The organism is Flavobacterium sp. NRK1 (assembly GCF_024054175.1).
In the GTDB taxonomy this organism is placed as follows: Bacteria; Bacteroidota; Bacteroidia; order Flavobacteriales; family Flavobacteriaceae; genus Flavobacterium.
The window spans coordinates 272,389-288,372 of record NZ_JAMXLA010000001.1 but is presented as its reverse complement, the minus strand read 5'-3'; the positions used below and the strand labels follow the sequence as shown (position 1 = coordinate 288,372).

20 protein-coding genes are annotated in these 15,984 nt (G+C 36.5%); 15 read left to right on the top strand and 5 right to left on the bottom strand.

Annotated elements, in window-relative coordinates; translation table 11 throughout:
• Nucleotides 1-25: 25 nt before the first annotated feature.
• On the bottom strand, nt 26-1,048 hold the full coding sequence (locus tag NHE85_RS01400; RefSeq protein ID WP_252808974.1) for a YafY family protein: 1,023 nt from the start codon (nt 1,046-1,048) through the stop codon (nt 26-28).
• Between the two features lie 283 nt (nt 1,049-1,331).
• On the opposite strand from NHE85_RS01400, the gene NHE85_RS01395 reads away from it, so the two are divergent.
• Together NHE85_RS01395 and NHE85_RS01390 are read left to right on the top strand one after the other, a co-directional pair.
• A complete protein-coding gene (locus tag NHE85_RS01395; RefSeq protein WP_252808970.1) occupies nt 1,332-2,849 on the top strand; it encodes a TROVE domain-containing protein in 1,518 nt (505 codons plus the stop codon).
• A gap of 1,155 nt (nt 2,850-4,004) precedes the next feature.
• Nucleotides 4,005-5,429, top strand: a complete 1,425-nt coding sequence (locus NHE85_RS01390; RefSeq protein ID WP_252808969.1) for an RtcB family protein — start codon at nt 4,005-4,007, stop codon at nt 5,427-5,429.
• Nucleotides 5,430-5,485: 56 nt separating this feature from the next.
• Here the strand turns inward: NHE85_RS01390 and NHE85_RS01385 are convergent, their stop codons facing one another.
• A complete protein-coding gene (locus tag NHE85_RS01385) occupies nt 5,486-5,737 on the bottom strand; it encodes a T9SS type A sorting domain-containing protein (RefSeq protein WP_252808967.1) in 252 nt (83 codons plus the stop codon).
• Between the two features lie 101 nt (nt 5,738-5,838).
• A complete protein-coding gene (locus tag NHE85_RS01380; RefSeq protein ID WP_252808965.1) occupies nt 5,839-6,282 on the bottom strand; it encodes a hypothetical protein in 444 nt (147 codons plus the stop codon).
• A gap of 232 nt (nt 6,283-6,514) precedes the next feature.
• Between NHE85_RS01380 and ddpX the strand changes: the two genes are divergently transcribed.
• The 11 genes from ddpX to NHE85_RS01325 all read left to right on the top strand — a co-directional run bounded on the left by ddpX (nt 6,515) and on the right by NHE85_RS01325 (nt 13,509).
• Nucleotides 6,515-7,165 (top strand): D-alanyl-D-alanine dipeptidase, encoded by a 651-nt coding sequence (ddpX, locus tag NHE85_RS01375; RefSeq protein ID WP_252808963.1) that lies wholly within the window; start codon nt 6,515-6,517, stop codon nt 7,163-7,165.
• Nucleotides 7,131-7,352 carry a hypothetical protein gene (locus NHE85_RS01370; protein WP_252808960.1) on the top strand — a complete coding sequence of 74 codons (222 nt, stop codon included), beginning with the start codon at nt 7,131-7,133 and terminating at the stop codon, nt 7,350-7,352. Before ddpX ends, NHE85_RS01370 begins: the two co-directional genes overlap by 35 nt.
• A gap of 75 nt (nt 7,353-7,427) precedes the next feature.
• Complete coding sequence (locus tag NHE85_RS01365) at nt 7,428-8,204, top strand: 3'-5' exonuclease (protein ID WP_252808959.1); 777 nt, start codon at nt 7,428-7,430, stop codon at nt 8,202-8,204.
• 21 nt (nt 8,205-8,225) lie between these two features.
• Entirely contained in the window at nt 8,226-8,837 is a 612-nt protein-coding gene (locus NHE85_RS01360; RefSeq protein ID WP_252808957.1) for a fumarylacetoacetate hydrolase family protein, read from the top strand.
• Nucleotides 8,837-9,181, top strand: a complete 345-nt coding sequence (locus NHE85_RS01355; RefSeq protein ID WP_252808955.1) for an Hpt domain-containing protein — start codon at nt 8,837-8,839, stop codon at nt 9,179-9,181. Before NHE85_RS01360 ends, NHE85_RS01355 begins: the two co-directional genes overlap by 1 nt.
• Before the next feature lie 3 nt (nt 9,182-9,184).
• Nucleotides 9,185-10,432: a CinA family nicotinamide mononucleotide deamidase-related protein gene (locus NHE85_RS01350; RefSeq protein WP_252808953.1), complete on the top strand. Its 1,248-nt coding sequence runs from the start codon at nt 9,185-9,187 to the stop codon at nt 10,430-10,432.
• Nucleotides 10,433-10,511: 79 nt separating this feature from the next.
• Nucleotides 10,512-10,748, top strand: coding sequence for a 50S ribosomal protein L28 (gene rpmB / locus NHE85_RS01345; protein WP_135218024.1), 237 nt, complete (start codon nt 10,512-10,514; stop codon nt 10,746-10,748).
• Nucleotides 10,749-10,774: 26 nt separating this feature from the next.
• A complete protein-coding gene (rpmG, locus tag NHE85_RS01340; RefSeq protein WP_008253902.1) occupies nt 10,775-10,957 on the top strand; it encodes a 50S ribosomal protein L33 in 183 nt (60 codons plus the stop codon).
• Between the two features lie 9 nt (nt 10,958-10,966).
• Complete coding sequence (locus NHE85_RS01335) at nt 10,967-11,119, top strand: DUF4295 domain-containing protein (protein ID WP_143373223.1); 153 nt, start codon at nt 10,967-10,969, stop codon at nt 11,117-11,119.
• A gap of 101 nt (nt 11,120-11,220) precedes the next feature.
• Entirely contained in the window at nt 11,221-12,174 is a 954-nt protein-coding gene (gene ftsY, locus NHE85_RS01330; RefSeq protein ID WP_252808952.1) for a signal recognition particle-docking protein FtsY, read from the top strand.
• A 117-nt stretch (nt 12,175-12,291) separates the two neighbouring features.
• Complete coding sequence (locus NHE85_RS01325; protein WP_252808950.1) at nt 12,292-13,509, top strand: hypothetical protein; 1,218 nt, start codon at nt 12,292-12,294, stop codon at nt 13,507-13,509.
• Between the two features lie 69 nt (nt 13,510-13,578).
• Here the strand turns inward: NHE85_RS01325 and NHE85_RS01320 are convergent, their stop codons facing one another.
• Nucleotides 13,579-14,652: a serine hydrolase gene (locus tag NHE85_RS01320; protein ID WP_252808948.1), complete on the bottom strand. Its 1,074-nt coding sequence runs from the start codon at nt 14,650-14,652 to the stop codon at nt 13,579-13,581.
• Nucleotides 14,653-14,754: 102 nt separating this feature from the next.
• Between NHE85_RS01320 and NHE85_RS01315 the strand changes: the two genes are divergently transcribed.
• Together NHE85_RS01315 and NHE85_RS01310 are read left to right on the top strand one after the other, a co-directional pair.
• Nucleotides 14,755-15,174: a hypothetical protein gene (locus tag NHE85_RS01315; RefSeq protein WP_252808946.1), complete on the top strand. Its 420-nt coding sequence runs from the start codon at nt 14,755-14,757 to the stop codon at nt 15,172-15,174.
• Complete coding sequence (locus NHE85_RS01310; RefSeq protein WP_252808944.1) at nt 15,174-15,470, top strand: DUF721 domain-containing protein; 297 nt, start codon at nt 15,174-15,176, stop codon at nt 15,468-15,470. The genes NHE85_RS01315 and NHE85_RS01310 overlap by 1 nt, the downstream gene beginning before the upstream one ends.
• A 72-nt stretch (nt 15,471-15,542) precedes the next feature.
• Here NHE85_RS01310 and NHE85_RS01305 read toward each other — a convergent pair whose 3' ends face one another.
• A complete protein-coding gene (locus tag NHE85_RS01305) occupies nt 15,543-15,962 on the bottom strand; it encodes a nucleoside-diphosphate kinase (protein WP_252808942.1) in 420 nt (139 codons plus the stop codon).
• Nucleotides 15,963-15,984: the final 22 nt, after the last annotated feature.

Genomic DNA, 15,984 nt, shown 5'->3' with positions numbered 1-15,984 from the left:
AACGCCTCCAATTTGGAGGCGTTTTTTATTCTTTCTTCTCTATATAAAGCTCCGCAGCCCGGTCTATTCTTCTTTTTATTCTTTCCTGCAAATTTCGGGGCGATACAACTTTTACGCATTCGCCAAATCCCAATATTTCTTTTTCCAGTTCAAAGTTTAATACTACATCAATACGGATGATGATACCGTTTTCATTCTCATTCAATACTTTTTGTGAATGGTGAAGGGGTTTTGTAATAACGTAAGGTGCATTTACTTTGTTAAATTTAAGTATCACCTTTTGTGCCCTGTCGCGCTGTGATTTGGTTACACCTATTAAATCGTCAAAGTAACGCTCAAAATCTACGCCCTCATATTCTACATACTGCTCTTTTGTAAGCGGCTGAAATTCTATCATACGGTCAAGTGCAAGCGTCATTAAATACGGATGCTTCTTTTTCATTGTTACCAAAAACCAGCGGTTACGGTATTCTTTCAATAAGTAGGGATAGTAAATTTCCTTTGAGGGTTTTTGTGCTTTAAAAGATTGGTACTCTATAAATAGCGGTGTTTTGTTAAGTATCGCCTGATATAGCGGATTTATATGTTCAATTCCTCTTAGTTTCTTATTATCGTCAAACTGTATGTAATTCTTCGTTTTTTTAGCCGACTTGTTTACATTGTTTTCCAATTTAGCGATAAGCTCGCTCATTTCGTCAAAATAATTAAAACCGTTCAGTTGTTTTAGTACACTTACAATTTCTTTCATCTTTTCCATGTCGGTATCATTAATAGGCGACTTTGTTATGCTGTAGGCAGCATCTTCATAGGTGTAAAATCGCCTGTCGGTAACTACTATAGGGGCATTATAGCCAAGGCTATCGCTACGCATTACCTGAATATCTGCCTGAATGGTTCGTTTGCTTACACCGCTGGTTATTCCTTCATATTCGTAAAGTGCATCGGCTACCTTTTCTATAATATCATCTAGTGTCCATTTTCTGAAACGGTTCTTCAGGCATTCATCTATGGTTTTATAACGCAGTAATGCAAGTTTGTTTGTAGCCATTTTGTGGTTTTTGACTGTTTTTGATAAAAAGTATTTCTCAAAAATAAATAAAAATTTGTTTTAATACGCAATGTAACTGCGTAGTTAGATATTTTACAACAATTTTATGTTTTTATTTTTGTTTTAAGTTATTGTTAATGAGTGTTTTTTGAATTTTTTAAAAATATTTTATTACTGCGTATTTTCACTGCGTACATGTGCGTGCATCTTTGCAATGTCAGGATGAGACAATAATTACTCTCCTTAAAAACAATAAGATAATAACCTAAAAAAGATTTGTATTATGAAATTCAATTTTTTAAACAGGCAAAACAATGTTACAGTTAATCATGAAGGTGCAAAAGCATACAGAATGACTCCCGAACTTGAATTATACTCAGCCGTGGTTACAACAGGATTGAATGATTCATTTTACGAATCGGGTAATGAAAGGCTTGAAAAAATAAAAAGCCTTATCGCTAAATGTGATGCTGAATTTGTAGCTAAACTGGCAGTGTATGCAAGAACAGAGATGTATTTAAGATCTGTACCAATGGTGCTTTTGGTAGAGTTGGCAAAGCAAACATCGGGTAATGATACGGTAAGTAAGACTGTAAGCAACGTTATACAACGAGCTGATGAAATAACAGAATTGCTTTCTTATTACCAGATAGCTAACCAAAGAACTGAAAATAAAAAACTTAACAGGTTATCTAAACAAGTGCAAAAAGGTCTTGCAGTATCCTTCAATAAGTTTGATGAATACCAGTTTGCTAAATACAACCGTGCAACCGATGTGAAGTTAAGAGATGCCTTGTTTTTGGTTCACCCAAAGGCAAAAGATGAAGCCCAGCAGGATATATTTAATAAAATAGCTGCCGATACACTGGCAACACCATATACTTGGGAAACAGAATTGTCTGAATTGGGTAAAACAAAATTTGCTAATGAGGCAGATAAAAAAAGAGCTGTAGCCGCCAAATGGGGTGAATTGATAGAAAGCAGGAAGGTAGGCTACATGGCGTTAATGAGAAACTTAAGAAATATTGTTGAAGCTGAAGTTTCGGCAAGGCATATACAAATGGTGTGTGACTATATAGCTAACGAAAAAGCAGTTGTAAGTTCTAAGCAGTTACCTTTTCGTTTCCTTTCGGCATACAGAGAAATAAAAGCTTTAAAATCGGGCTACACATCGGCAATATTAAATGCGCTTGAAGATGCTGTGATGTATAGTGCTAAAAACATAAAAGGATTTGATTATGATACGTCGGTAGTAATTGCGGCAGATGTTTCGGGTTCTATGCAGCAGCCTGTGTCGGCAAAAAGTAAAATACAGTTGTATGATATAGGTTTAATGCTTGCAATGCTTATGCAGTCGCAATGTAAAAATGTGGTTACGGGCATGTTTGGTGATACGTGGAAAATAGTAAACATGCCCCAGCGAAATGTGCTTGCTAATGTATTGGAGTTCTACCGAAGGGAAGGGGAAGTTGGTTATGCCACAAACGGTTACCTGGTGATAGATGACCTTATAAAAAGAAAGCATAAAGCTGATAAAGTATTCTTGTTTACAGATGCGCAGATGTATGATAGTAATGGTGTGTTTAACTCGTTTGAAAAATCATGGTCTCAATACAAAGCCATTGCGCCAAATGCCAAATTGTATATATTCGATCTTGCCGGTCATGGTAAGCAGCCGCTTGATATGCGCAGAAACGATGTGTACTTAATAGCAGGCTGGAGCGACAAGATATTTGATGTACTTTTTTCTATGGAAGATGCAGGTAATGCATTAACTAAGATAAACAGTATAATCCTTTAAATAATACACTTTAATTATTGCTCATTTAGCTTGGGTTTACGGTTACAGTGATGTGATTACTATTGGGAGGAATTGCAATACTTCGACGACGGAAAATTGCTATAATCCGCGTGCAGGTTCGAATCCTGCCGTCTGAAAAGATTGAGGGTCCTGAATGGTAACGGCTACGGGTATATGCGTTTTTTAATAGTCTCACTTTCTTTAAAATAAAAAAATATAACAGGTGCCGTAAATAAGGGTTACTTCGCATTTTTAACGCCCAGGTCGTGGGTTCGAGCCCCACCATATTCAACGCTGTTTACAGATTGGGTATGTAGCTCAGTCGGTAGAGCAGGAAACAGTCCCTTTTTGCTTTTTGCCCTGTTACACTATAGAGTGGTGCTCCCGGAGCCATAGGATGTTGCGGGAGCTAATAAAAAATATTTTCTTGCTTCCCTCTCAATGGTGAGAGGGGCTGGATGTGAGAATACAAATAAAGCAAGTGTCGTTTAAGAAAGTTACTTCGTTGTGTCGTGGGTTCGATTCCCATCATTGATTGGGTTTAGACAATGTAGCTCAGTTGGTAGAGCAAACACTTTCTTTAACAGTTGCCTTGCGTATGTGGATGCTGCGGGAGTTTATAAAAATACTTCACTCTCTCAAAGAGAGGGAATTTGAATAAAGATAAAATGCAGGTAAGTGTCGTAGATAAGGGTTACTTCATTGGTAATTGCGGGTTCGAGTCCCGTCACTTTTATCCCGAAGATAATCGTGTGAAACCCTTTTCGCAATTTACCTTACCAAATTTACAGGATGCCGTAAGTGAGGCTTACTTCGCGACCATCTTGGGGAGGAATAGCGTAGTCGTTTTATACGGCAAGGTTATCCGGTTCGATTCCGGCAACGCATGCCCCGTTAGCTTTGCTGCTTTTTGCTCCTGGAAAATATTAAGATGCCGTTAATAAGTGTTACTCCGTCTGGTTGGCAAAATCAGGTTCGAATCCTGAAGTAAAAACCACTTATTAGTTCTAGCTCTTAATACTAAAGAGTGCCGTTGTTAAGTGTTACTTCGCTCTAAAGAAATTTTCACACTCAACAGTTATTGCCTCTTTTACTATTTAATTAACCATTTTTATAATAAAAACAAACTATTTTAATTTTAAAAACCATACAACTATGGAAGCAGTAATAAACAGAACCGATTTACTTTATATAGGCTACAAAGAAACGAGTATATTAGGACTTGCTTTACAATTGGCTAATTCAAAATACAACGATCAGCCAAGAGAAGAAGTGCTTGCACTATTTAAAAAAGTAATAGACTATCCTGAAAACTTTCTTGATGATGAGGTGTTTGCACAATTGGCATCTGCTATGATGGAAGAGGCTAATGGTTCTAAAGAAGAAATAATAGCTTTAAAGGAAACTGCTGATGCTTATTACGTTTACGGAGAAGCACAAATTGAACAGGGTGCTAAAGCCCAGATGGATGTGGCTATGAAGCTTCCGGTAACGGTGGCAGGCGCCTTAATGCCCGATGCGCATCAGGGGTATGGATTACCGATAGGTGGTGTGCTGGCAACTAAAAATGCAATCATTCCTTATGGTGTGGGTGTAGATATTGGGTGCAGGATGGCATTATCTGTCTATGATATTCCCGAAGAACATTTTGTTCTGAATGAAGCTAAATATAAAAGGGAGCTTATAGCGCATACCAAATTTGGTGCAGGGCATGGTTATCATGGTCAATATAAAACAGATCATGATGTTTTGGATAGAAAAGAGTTTGGTATTACACCATTTATAAAAAACCTGCATGCTAAAGCCTGGTCGCAACTAGGTACATCTGGAGGAGGTAACCATTTTGTAGAGTTTGGTATTATTGAATTTGAACAAAAAGATGAAGTGCTGAATATAGATAAAGGCCGTTATGTGGCATTGCTTACCCATTCGGGTTCGAGAGGATTTGGTGCTACTATAGCAGGTCACTATACAAAGCTGGCTAAAAATATAACTAAACTCCCTAAGGAGGCTGCTAATTTGGCGTATTTAGATATGAACTCTCAGGAAGGGCAGGAGTACTGGATAGCTATGAATCTTGCAGGTGATTATGCTTCGGCATGCCACCAGGTAATTCATGATAAAATGAAAAGAGCCCTTGGTGCAGAAGTATTAGCCAAAGTAGAAAACCATCATAACTTTGCCTGGAAAGAAATACTGAATGGCGAAGAAGTGATAGTGCATAGAAAAGGTGCAACTCCTGCCGGTAAAGGTGTTATGGGTATCATTCCGGGAAGTATGACAGCACCGGGATTTCTTGTAAGAGGTAAAGGTGAGTCAGATGCTATCAACTCGGCTTCACATGGTGCCGGAAGGCAAATGAGCCGTACTCAGGCTATAAAAAGCATTACCAAGGCCGATATGAGGCAGGTGTTAAAAGACCACGGCGTATCGTTGATAGGTGCCGGTAGGGATGAAGCGCCAATGGCCTATAAGGATATTAATGCTGTTATGGCATCGCAGACCGATCTTGTTGATGTTGTTGCTAAATTTACACCTAAGATGGTGAGAATGGCAGATGACGGAAGCAGGGAAGATTAGATTTTTAAATTGAAAAAGCTCCGCATTTGCGGAGCTTTTTGTATAATTAACCTTCTTTATCTCTTAATTATCTTCTGTGTAAAAGTAGTATTTCCTGAAACCAGTTTTATAATATAAATTCCCGTTTGAAGATTTGAAACAGAAATAAAATCTGTGATGTTATTATATTCTTTTACAACTATTCCTCTAATATCAAATATAGTTACTTTGTTTATAGTAGTATCATCCGCTGTTTCAAAATATAAAACATCTGCTGTTGGGTTTGGATATACAGAGACAGTATTTTTATTAACTGTATCAGTTGACAATGCACAGTTTTCTGTAAAAGTGTAGGTAGTATAACTATGAAGAATTGTCCATTCAGAATAAGGTGATTGATTATTCTGTGCTGCAACAGCATCATCTACTTCTATACAGTATGTTCTTCAGGTTCTGGTCCTTCAATATAGAATGCATTAATGTTGATGCTCATGTCCGGATTATTATTTCCGTTTTTCAGGTTTATACGATCTATTCCGCCATAGGCTGTCAGAGTTTTAATATTAGGATTATTACTAAGATCAATTTCGCTAATATTGTTTAGATACCCTACATCTCCTGCCGATGTAATATCAAGATATTCTAAAAGCGGGTTTGAGCTTACGTCTAGGCTGGTAAGGCCATTGTCAACACAGTCTAAATATTTGAGATTTACAAGTGTGCTGACATTGAGTTCTCCTATATTGGTAAAATTTACAGTTAAGCTTTCAAGATTAATAAATCCTTCAATTCCTGTTAAATCTTCTATGTATTCGCCTGAACCAGGTTCAGGAGCAATAATAAGTGTAGTTACAGCAAGAGCATCTGCCGTCAAAATTTCTCCATTTATGATTCCGTCAGAATCTATTTCCTGATCGATGAGGATCTGTTCAAATAGAGGGTCAGGAATGCTGATGGTTTGTGCTGTACCATAAAAGGACGGAGCTAGTAGTAATCCTAAAAGTAATTTTTTTTCATAGCAAAATTGTTAGTGATGCTAAAGTAGGAAAAAGTTTTCAAAATGATTTTTTTTAGATTAGCTATATTTGTATATATAATTATTCCTCATGAAAATTATCTTTTATTTATTCTTTCTAACTCTTGTAAGTCTGTTGGTGCTTTTACCGAAAGACATAAACTTCCGCAAAAGCGATAAGATAATATTTCAGGATACAATAAAAGGCTGGGCTGAGGTTAACTTTGAATTGCAGGGTATACAAAACCGAATGGCTTATGCAGATACGGCAAATTTTATGCATCATAAAATATACCCCTGTGCGCGTTGTTTTTTACGCCCTGAAGTAGCGGAGGCTTTAGAAGAAGCAAGCCAAATAGCAAAAGATAAAGGATGTATATTGGTTATATATGACTGTTACCGTCCGTATGGGTATCAGAAGGTGATGTATGATCTAGTAAACGATCCACGATATGTGGCACCACCGGGAAAAGGTTCTAACCATAACCGTGGACGTGCTGTAGATATTTCTTTAGCAGATGAAAACGGAAACCTTTTAGATATGGGAACTCCGTTTGATGATTTTACAGAGAAATCTAATTATGCTGCCAAAGGGTTATCGCGTGACGCGCAAAAAAACAGGAAGCTGTTGCGCAATATTATGAAAAACGCAGGGTTTACTCCTTATAGCCACGAGTGGTGGCATTTTGATTATAAAAAACAGGAATATGAAACTGCTGACTTTAGATGGGAATGTGATTGATATGAAAAAAAGAATTAAATACATTTTTTTGCCATGCTTCATTATCTATACGGTATTAACTATGGCGTTTCAGGGATTTGGCAGTTTTAATCCTGCTTCCTTAAATTTTTATATATGTTTGGCTCAGGGGGCTGTATTTGCCCTGATTATGTTATTTATAATTAAAGTTGAAAAACCGGCAGAATAAGTTGGGGGTAATTATTCATAAAAACCTTCTTTTTAAATAATTCTCAAGCTATATTTGTAATTATACATTTTGATTATGGAACTTAAACTGCATAAACCTATATGCTTTTTTGACCTGGAAACTACAGGTACAGACATTTGTAAAGACCGTATCGTAGAGATATCTGTGTTAAAAGTTTACCCTAACGGTAATAAAGAAAGCCGCACATGGCTTGTAAATCCGGAAAGGCCAATACCGCCTTCTACAACAGCCTTTCATGGCATTACAGATGATAAGGTAGCAAATGAACCTACGTTTAAAGAACTTGCTCATACAATATATAATATGATTAAGGATTCGGATCTGGGAGGATATAATTCTGACAGGTTTGATATTCCCTTACTGGCTGAAGAACTGCTTCGTGCTGGGGTTGATTTTGATATGAAAAACAGGGTTTCTGTAGATGTACAGACTATTTTCCATAAAAAAGAAGAAAGAACACTTAGTGCTGCATATAAATTTTATTGTGGTAAAACCCTTGATAATGCACATACTGCCGAAGCAGATACCAATGCGACATATGAAATCCTTAAATCACAATTAGAGCGTTATGGGGATCTGGAAAATGATATGAAATCATTGTCTGAATTCACCACACGAAAAAAAGTAGTGGATTTTGCAGGATTTATTGTACTGGATGCAGATGGGGAAGAGATGTTTACGTTTGGAAAGCATAAAGGGGCGAAGGTGGCCAAGGTACTGGAACAGGAGCCGGGATATTTCGGGTGGATTCAAAATGCTGATTTTCCGCTATATACTAAAAAAGTGCTAACGGCAATTAAACTCCGAAAATTAAATAATAAATTGGCTTAAAATAATTTCCCTCAAACTACTATGAAAATAATCTGCATAGGCAGGAATTATGTAAAGCACATAGAAGAACTGCAAAATGAAAGGCCAGATGAGCCTGTTATCTTCTTAAAGCCTGATACGGCTGTTGTGCAAAAACAGTTTCCATTTGTTATACCTGAATTTAGTGACGATGTTCATCATGAAGTTGAGGTACTGGTTAAAATAAATAAAGTTGGTAAATATATAGATGCCAGATTTGCTCATAAATATTATGATGAAATTGGATTAGGAATAGATTTTACTGCCCGCGATTTACAGGCTAAACTAAAAGAAAAAGGATTGCCGTGGGAAAAAGCCAAAGCCTTTGACGGATCGGCCGTAATAGGGGATTTTATATCGAAAACCGAGTTTCAATCTTTAGATAATATCAATTTTGAGCTAACTAATAATGGCAATGTGGTTCAGAAAGGAAATACCAGGCAGATGCTGTGGAAAATAGATGAAATTATAGCTTACGTGTCGCAATATTTTACGCTTCGTACAGGAGATATTATTTTTACAGGTACTCCGGAAGGTGTAGCAAAAGTGAGTCCGGATGATGTGTTGGAGGGGTATATAGAGGGGAAAAGAATATTTAGAATACAGGTAAAATAATGGCATTACACTACAATTTATCAAAAGTATATGCAATCTCAGATCATGATATAGAGTTTGCTAAGAAAATAGTGGAACTCTTTTTGGAAGAGGTGCCTCTAGAGATGAGAAATATAAAACATGGTCTTAAAGAAAAAGATCATGAGAAGGTTTACCACGCTGCACATAAAATAAAGCCTACTCTTGACCTTTTTGGGATGGATTTAGCTTATGACGATGTGTTGGCTATAGAAAACTGGAGCCGTAGCGAAGGGAAAAAGAAGGAAATTAAAGAGGTGGTAAAAAGCCTTAAAGAATATATAGGCAGGACGGCAAAAGAACTTAAAAAAGATTATGACCTTTAGATAATGAAAGCAGCGGTTGTTACCATAGGCGATGAAATACTTATAGGGCAGATAACAGATACAAATTCAGGTTATATAGCCAAAGCTCTGGATAAAATAGGTATAGGTGTATATGAAACACGATCTATAAGTGATGAAAGACATCATATTATGGATACTCTTTCTTATTTTCAGAATAGGGTAGATGTAGTTGTTGTAACCGGCGGCCTTGGCCCTACAAAAGATGATGTTACAAAAATGGCCTTTTGTGAATATTTTGATGACTATCTGGTGCGCAATGAAGAAGTGGAAACTCATGTAATTGCGCTCATTGAAAGGGCTATGAACAGGCCTGCATCCCAAATTAATAAGGATCAGGCATTGGTTCCATCAAAGGCTAAGATACTGCATAACGCTGTTGGTACTGCACCGGGAATGCTTATGAAACGTGCCGATACAATATATATATCGCTGCCGGGTGTTCCGTATGAAATGAAATATTTAGTAGATAATGAAATTATCCCTTTTCTTATTGAACGATTTGAGCGTCCGTACATAATCCATAAAACCATAATTACCCATGGGCAGGGAGAGAGCCTTGTGGCAGAGCGCATAGAAGACTGGGAGAATAACCTTCCTGATTTTATTAAACTGGCTTATCTGCCAAATCCGGGGAGGGTAAGGCTACGGCTAAGTGCCCGAGGAACAGATGAAGCTTTTTTACAGAATAGTATTAATACTGAAGTGGAGAAGCTTAAAGTGCTTATTGGAGATATTATTATAGGTTTTGATGAAGGCGATACTATTGAAGTTGTATTGGGGCGCATATTAAAGCAAAAAGGGAAAACTATTGCCCTGGCAGAAAGCTGCACAGGTGGTAAGATAGCCCAAATGATAACGTCTGTAGCGGGGTCATCGGCCTATTTTAAAGGCAGCGCTGTAACCTATGCAACTGAAGCAAAAGTTAACGTACTTAAAATAGAGCAGCAGCTTATTGATGTTTTTAGTGTAGTAAGTGCTCAGGTAGCAGAAAATATGGCACTGAAGGCAAGGCAGCTTTTTAATGCCGATTATGCTGTTTCTACAACCGGAAATGCGGGCCCTTTAAAAGGTGATTCTGCGGTAGAGGTTGGTACCGTTTTTATAGGTATTGCTACCGCTAAAGGGGTGTATAGTGAAAAGTTAGATCTTGGCCAGCCTCGTGAAAAAGTTATCGAGAGGGCTGCAAATAAGGCTCTTGAAAAGATTTATCAGGAAATTTTAAAAAACTAGCTGATTATGTTTGTGTAATAGTTTTATTTTTCTTTTCTTTGCACCCTGATTTTGAATAACGATATAAAAGCGAGAAATAATGTCAAGAGTTTGTGCCCTTACCGGTAAAAAAGCGATGGTTGGAAATAACGTTTCCCACGCAATGAACAAAACTAAAAGGAAGTTTAGTGTAAACTTAGTGAAGAAGCGTTTTTATCTTCCTGAAGAAGACAGGTGGATCACACTTAGAGTAGCCGCTTCTACTATCAAGACAATTAACAAAAACGGTATTGCTGCAGTTTTGAAAGAAGCTAAAGCTAAAGGTTTTATTAAATAAGACGTACCTAATAAATATATAGCAAGATGGCAAAGAAAGGTAATAGAATCCAGGTGATTTTAGAGTGTACTGAGCACAAGACTTCTGGTGTTCCGGGAACTTCAAGGTACATTACTACAAAAAACAAAAAAAATACTCCGGACAGATTAGAGATTAAAAAATTTAATCCTATCCTTAAAAGAGTAACAGTACATAAAGAAATTAAATAATCATTAGTCATGGCAAAGAAAACCGTAGCATCGTTACAGACATCTTCAAAAAGGTTAACTAAAGCTATCAAGATGGTTAAGTCTCCTAAAACAGGAGCTTATACTTTTGTTGAAAGCGTTATGACTCCTGAAGAAGTAGATACATTCCTTAAGAAGAAATAATATCTTACACAATATATATAAAAGCTACTTTCTGTTTATGAAAGTAGCTTTTTTATTTTCTATATTTACCACGGGAAAAAACATAAACTACAACTGCTTATATGAACTTCTTTAAAAAAATATTTTCTTCTGAAAAGAAAGAAACTTTAGATAAAGGACTCGAAAAAACAAAGACCTCTTTTCTATCAAAACTGTCTAAAGCAGTAGCCGGAAAATCTAAGGTTGACGATGAGGTTCTTGATAACCTTGAGGAGATACTTGTATCGTCTGACGTTGGTGTAAATACAACACTAAAAATTATAGAACGTATTGAAGAACGTGTTTCTAAAGATAAATATTTGGGGACTGAAGAACTTAACCAGATACTTAGGGAAGAAATTGCCGGTTTGCTTAGTGAAACCAATAGTGGTGAAGCTTCTGAATTTGAAATTCCTGCAAATAAAAAGCCTTATGTTATTATGGTAGTTGGTGTTAATGGTGTCGGTAAAACTACTACCATTGGTAAACTGGCTTACCAGTTTAAAAAAGCAGGTCTTAATGTAGTTCTTGGTGCTGCAGATACTTTTAGGGCTGCCGCTATAGATCAGCTGCAGGTTTGGGCAGACAGAGTTGGTGTGCCTATTGTAAGGCAGCAAATGGGTAGTGATCCTGCATCGGTAGCTTTTGATACTTTGCAAAGTGCTGTTAGCCAAAACGCCGATGTTGTTATTATAGATACTGCGGGCCGCTTACATAATAAGGTAAACCTTATGAATGAACTTACGAAGGTAAAAAGGGTAATGCAAAAAGTGGTAGATGATGCGCCACACGATGTTTTACTTGTGCTGGATGGTTCTACAGGTCAAAATGCTTTTGAGCAGGCTAAGCAATTTACAGCAGCCACTGAGGTAACCTGTTTGGCAGTTACTAAATTAGACGGTACTGCAAAAGGCGGCGTTGTTATTGGAATATCAGATCAGTTTCAGATTCCGGTAAAATACATTGGTGTTGGTGAAGGTATAGAGGATCTTCAGGTATTTAATAAATATGAATTTGTAGATTCATTTTTCAAGTAAATACCCTTTATTATATTTTAAAAGTAGTGGTAACACTACTTTTTTTTATTTATTACAATAAAGTTTTAACAGGAATATTTCTATTTTTGAAAAACAACAAACAAACCGACTATATTAATGAAATTTTTTACTTTACTCATAGCTGCATTTTTTGCAGTTCAATTAAATGCTCAGGATGTTAAAGGATATTATATTACAGTTTCAGGAAATAAAACAGAGGGCTTTTTTAAGTATGGTGATTTTTATGATGCAGAATCCCTGAAGTTTAAACAATCCAGGAATGATGATTATAAAGGTTTTTCTAACGATGTTGTTGAATATGGCATGTATGATGATAATCTCAAATTTGAAAAACATGTAGTACAGGTTGATGTTTCGGGTAATGATTCTTTTGAAAAGAATCCCGAATTACAAACCCGGACAGTTTTTTTAAATGTTTTGATTGAAGGAAATGCTACGCTGTATTCTTATACTAAAGATTATAAAACAATTTTCTTTTTTAATACTAAAGCAAAACCTCAGGAGGTAACTCACCTAATCTATAAAAAATACAAAATTTCTGATTCTGAAACAAAAGAAAATACAGGCTTTAGGCAGCAACTTTATAATGCTGTGCGTTGCGATGGACAATATGTTTCTGATTTTAAAGATATAATGTATGATAAAAAGCAGTTGATGGATGTGTTTAAAAATTATAACTCATGCAAAGGTTATAAGTCGGTTATATACGGGCCCAAAAAGAAATCTGGTTTTAACTACAGTGTTTTTGCTGGCGTTAATAATCTTAATGTAGGTATTAGCTATGCTTTTCCTGCTGTAGATAACCAGTCTAAAATAAACTATAATTTTGGAAGTGAAGTAACGTACGTTTTTCATTCGGAAAGACCTGCCTTATTTTTTAGGGTAGAATATGAATTACTTACCTCTGATGTGGTTGACTCCTATGATCAGGGGTATAATGTTCTTGAAAGTACTTATAAAATAAAAGGGAGCGCTCTTAATTTTATATTTGGTCCGAGATATAATTTTTTGTTGTCAGAGAAAAGCAGCATACTGGCAGATGCGGGTTTTTGTTTTAGCCAGCCTTTTGGTGATATAAAAAAAACTACAATAATTTATCCGGTTAATAATGGAGAACCCTATAGCGGCGACCATAATGAGTACAATCTTACAACAGGTTTCGGTATAAATTTAGGAGTGGGTTATACATTTGACAAAAAATATGGTATTGTTTTTCGTTATTTAACAAACAGGAATTATCTCGAAGGTCAGCATAGCTCCTTTAAAACAAAAATTAACAGAGTGGGCATAGAATTTAAATATACCTTTTATTAACTGTGTATCTTGCTAAAATAGATTAAGAGGTTTAATAAAATTAGTAGCCAGCCAAGATCTCCTACACGTTTAATTAATTACCGCATTTATTTTTCCCCACAGATCATTATCAAATCCTGATAATGCCCAGTTTTCTTCGTCGGCAGCATCACCCATTCGTATTACTACCATTTTTTTAGAAGGAATTACATAAATTTTCTGGTCATTTTTTCCAAGGGCCATAAACATATCATTAGCTCCATTAGAAATGAGCATTCCTGGAAATTGTATTTGAGTTTGCGGCAAATGGTAGCTATCCTCGCCATTTATCCACCATAAATAACCGTATGATTTATTAATTTGCTGCGATGTACTTGTTGCAGCAGCCAAATAATTACTGTTAACTATCTGCGTTCCGTTCCAGTCACCGTTATTAAGTATAAGCAGTCCAAAACGGGCCATACTTCTGGTAGTACTCCAATAAACACTTAAGTCATCTCCCGATTCTATCCATGCACCTGTCATACCTGTTTTATCTCTTAATTTAGTATTGAAATAGCTGCTCCATGTTTGTCCGCTTGCAGTAGCAATCACATCCTGAAGTTTTACATATACATTATCATAAGCCCAGCGTGTGCCGGCGTCGGCAAGATAATGCAGATTTTCAGGGGCTACGCTGTCGCCTCCTTCATCATCCAGTCCTGATGTCATGGTGAGCAGGTGTTTGCAGGTAATAAGGTTTTCTTTATCTGCAGGAGCACTTGTCCATCCTGTGCCTAAATAATCAGAAACTTTATTATTTATGTTTATAAGTCCTTCTTCCTGTGCAATTCCTGTAATGGTTGATGTTAATGTTTTTCCTGCGCTGGCCCAGTACCATGGGGTAGTAGCAGTATGACCATTAAAATAGTTTTCCATTACTATACGGCCATTAACCAAAATAATGAATGACCTTGAATGCTTCTGTTCAAGAAAGCTTAAAAGCGGCTGTATGGCATCTTCATTCCATCCCAGAGAGGCTGGTGTTTTTGTTTCCCAGGTATCAGAATTGTTTTCTGGGAAATACATATCCTCATTTTCAGGATTGCCGGAAGTATTGTCATCTGACGAACTGCATGCCATTAAAAGAAAAAAGCTTAAGGCAGATAACCAAAATGTTTTCATAGTAGTATAATTGATGTCTAAATGTAAGGAATAGTTTCATACGATATTTTGAGCAGTCAGAATTTTAATGCCTAAATTTGTCCTATAATAAACTGCTTCTTTATGAGAAAAACTGTTGTATTGCTTTTTGTATTGTTCATTACGTTTTCATGCGGACATACTATTGCTGATGATGATATAGCAAAATTAAATGGTTATTGGGAAATACAGGAGGCCATAATGGCTGACGGTACTAAGAAAGATTACACTATAAATCCTACGATTGATTATTTCGAACTGAAGGGTAAAACAGGTTTTCGGAAAAAGGTTATGCCACAGTTTGACGGTACTTATAGGGTAAATGACCTTTCTGAAAAAATAGAAGTAGTGCAGGAAGATGGAAAAACATTTATAAAATATACTACTGAATATGCTAAGTGGAAAGAGCAGATTATAGATATTAATGATCAAGAGCTCATGCTTAAGAACGAACACGATTTAGAATACCATTATATTAAACCAAAACCTTTTTCAGTAAAATAATGGCAAAGCGATTTAATGAAGAACAGTCAGTAGGAGATGTGCTTAAGCAGTTTATGCAGGATAACAGACTGCAGACTGGAATGGATAAAATAGATGTGCGCGACGCATGGAAAAACCTTATGGGAAATGGCGTAAATAACTATACCCGCGAAATTATGCTTAAGGGTACCACTTTGTATGTAGAGCTTACATCTGCAGTGTTAAGGGAGGAGCTTAGTTATGGGAAAGCTAAAATAATTAAAATGATTAACGAAGAGCTGAAACGGGAAGTTGTAAAAGATGTTGTGCTTCGATAAATAAATAATAGATAAACAAAAATGCCGCTGATACAGCGGCATTTTTTATATGAAATTGTGAGTTCTTTTTTATTAGAACTGCTCTCTTCCTGAAAAATGGAAAGCGCTTTCTATAGCAGCATTCTCATCGCTGTCAGAACCGTGAACAGCATTTTCGCCTACAGAAGTAGCATATTTTTTACGGATAGTACCTTCAGCTGCATCAGCAGGGTTAGTAGCTCCGATAAGAGTTCTGAAATCTTCAACTGCATTTTCTTTTTCAAGGATAGCAGCCACGATAGGACCTCTTGACATAAATTCTACAAGCTCTCCGTAAAAAGGCCTTGCGCTGTGAACGGCATAGAATGCCTGAGCATCAGCTACAGTAAGTTGAGTAAGTTTTAAAGATACAATTCTGAAACCTGCATCTGTTATCATTGCTAAAATACCACCGATATGCCCTTTTTCTACAGCATCCGGCTTGATCATTGTGAAAGTCCTGTTTGTTGCCATTGTCGTTTTTAAATTTTGTGCA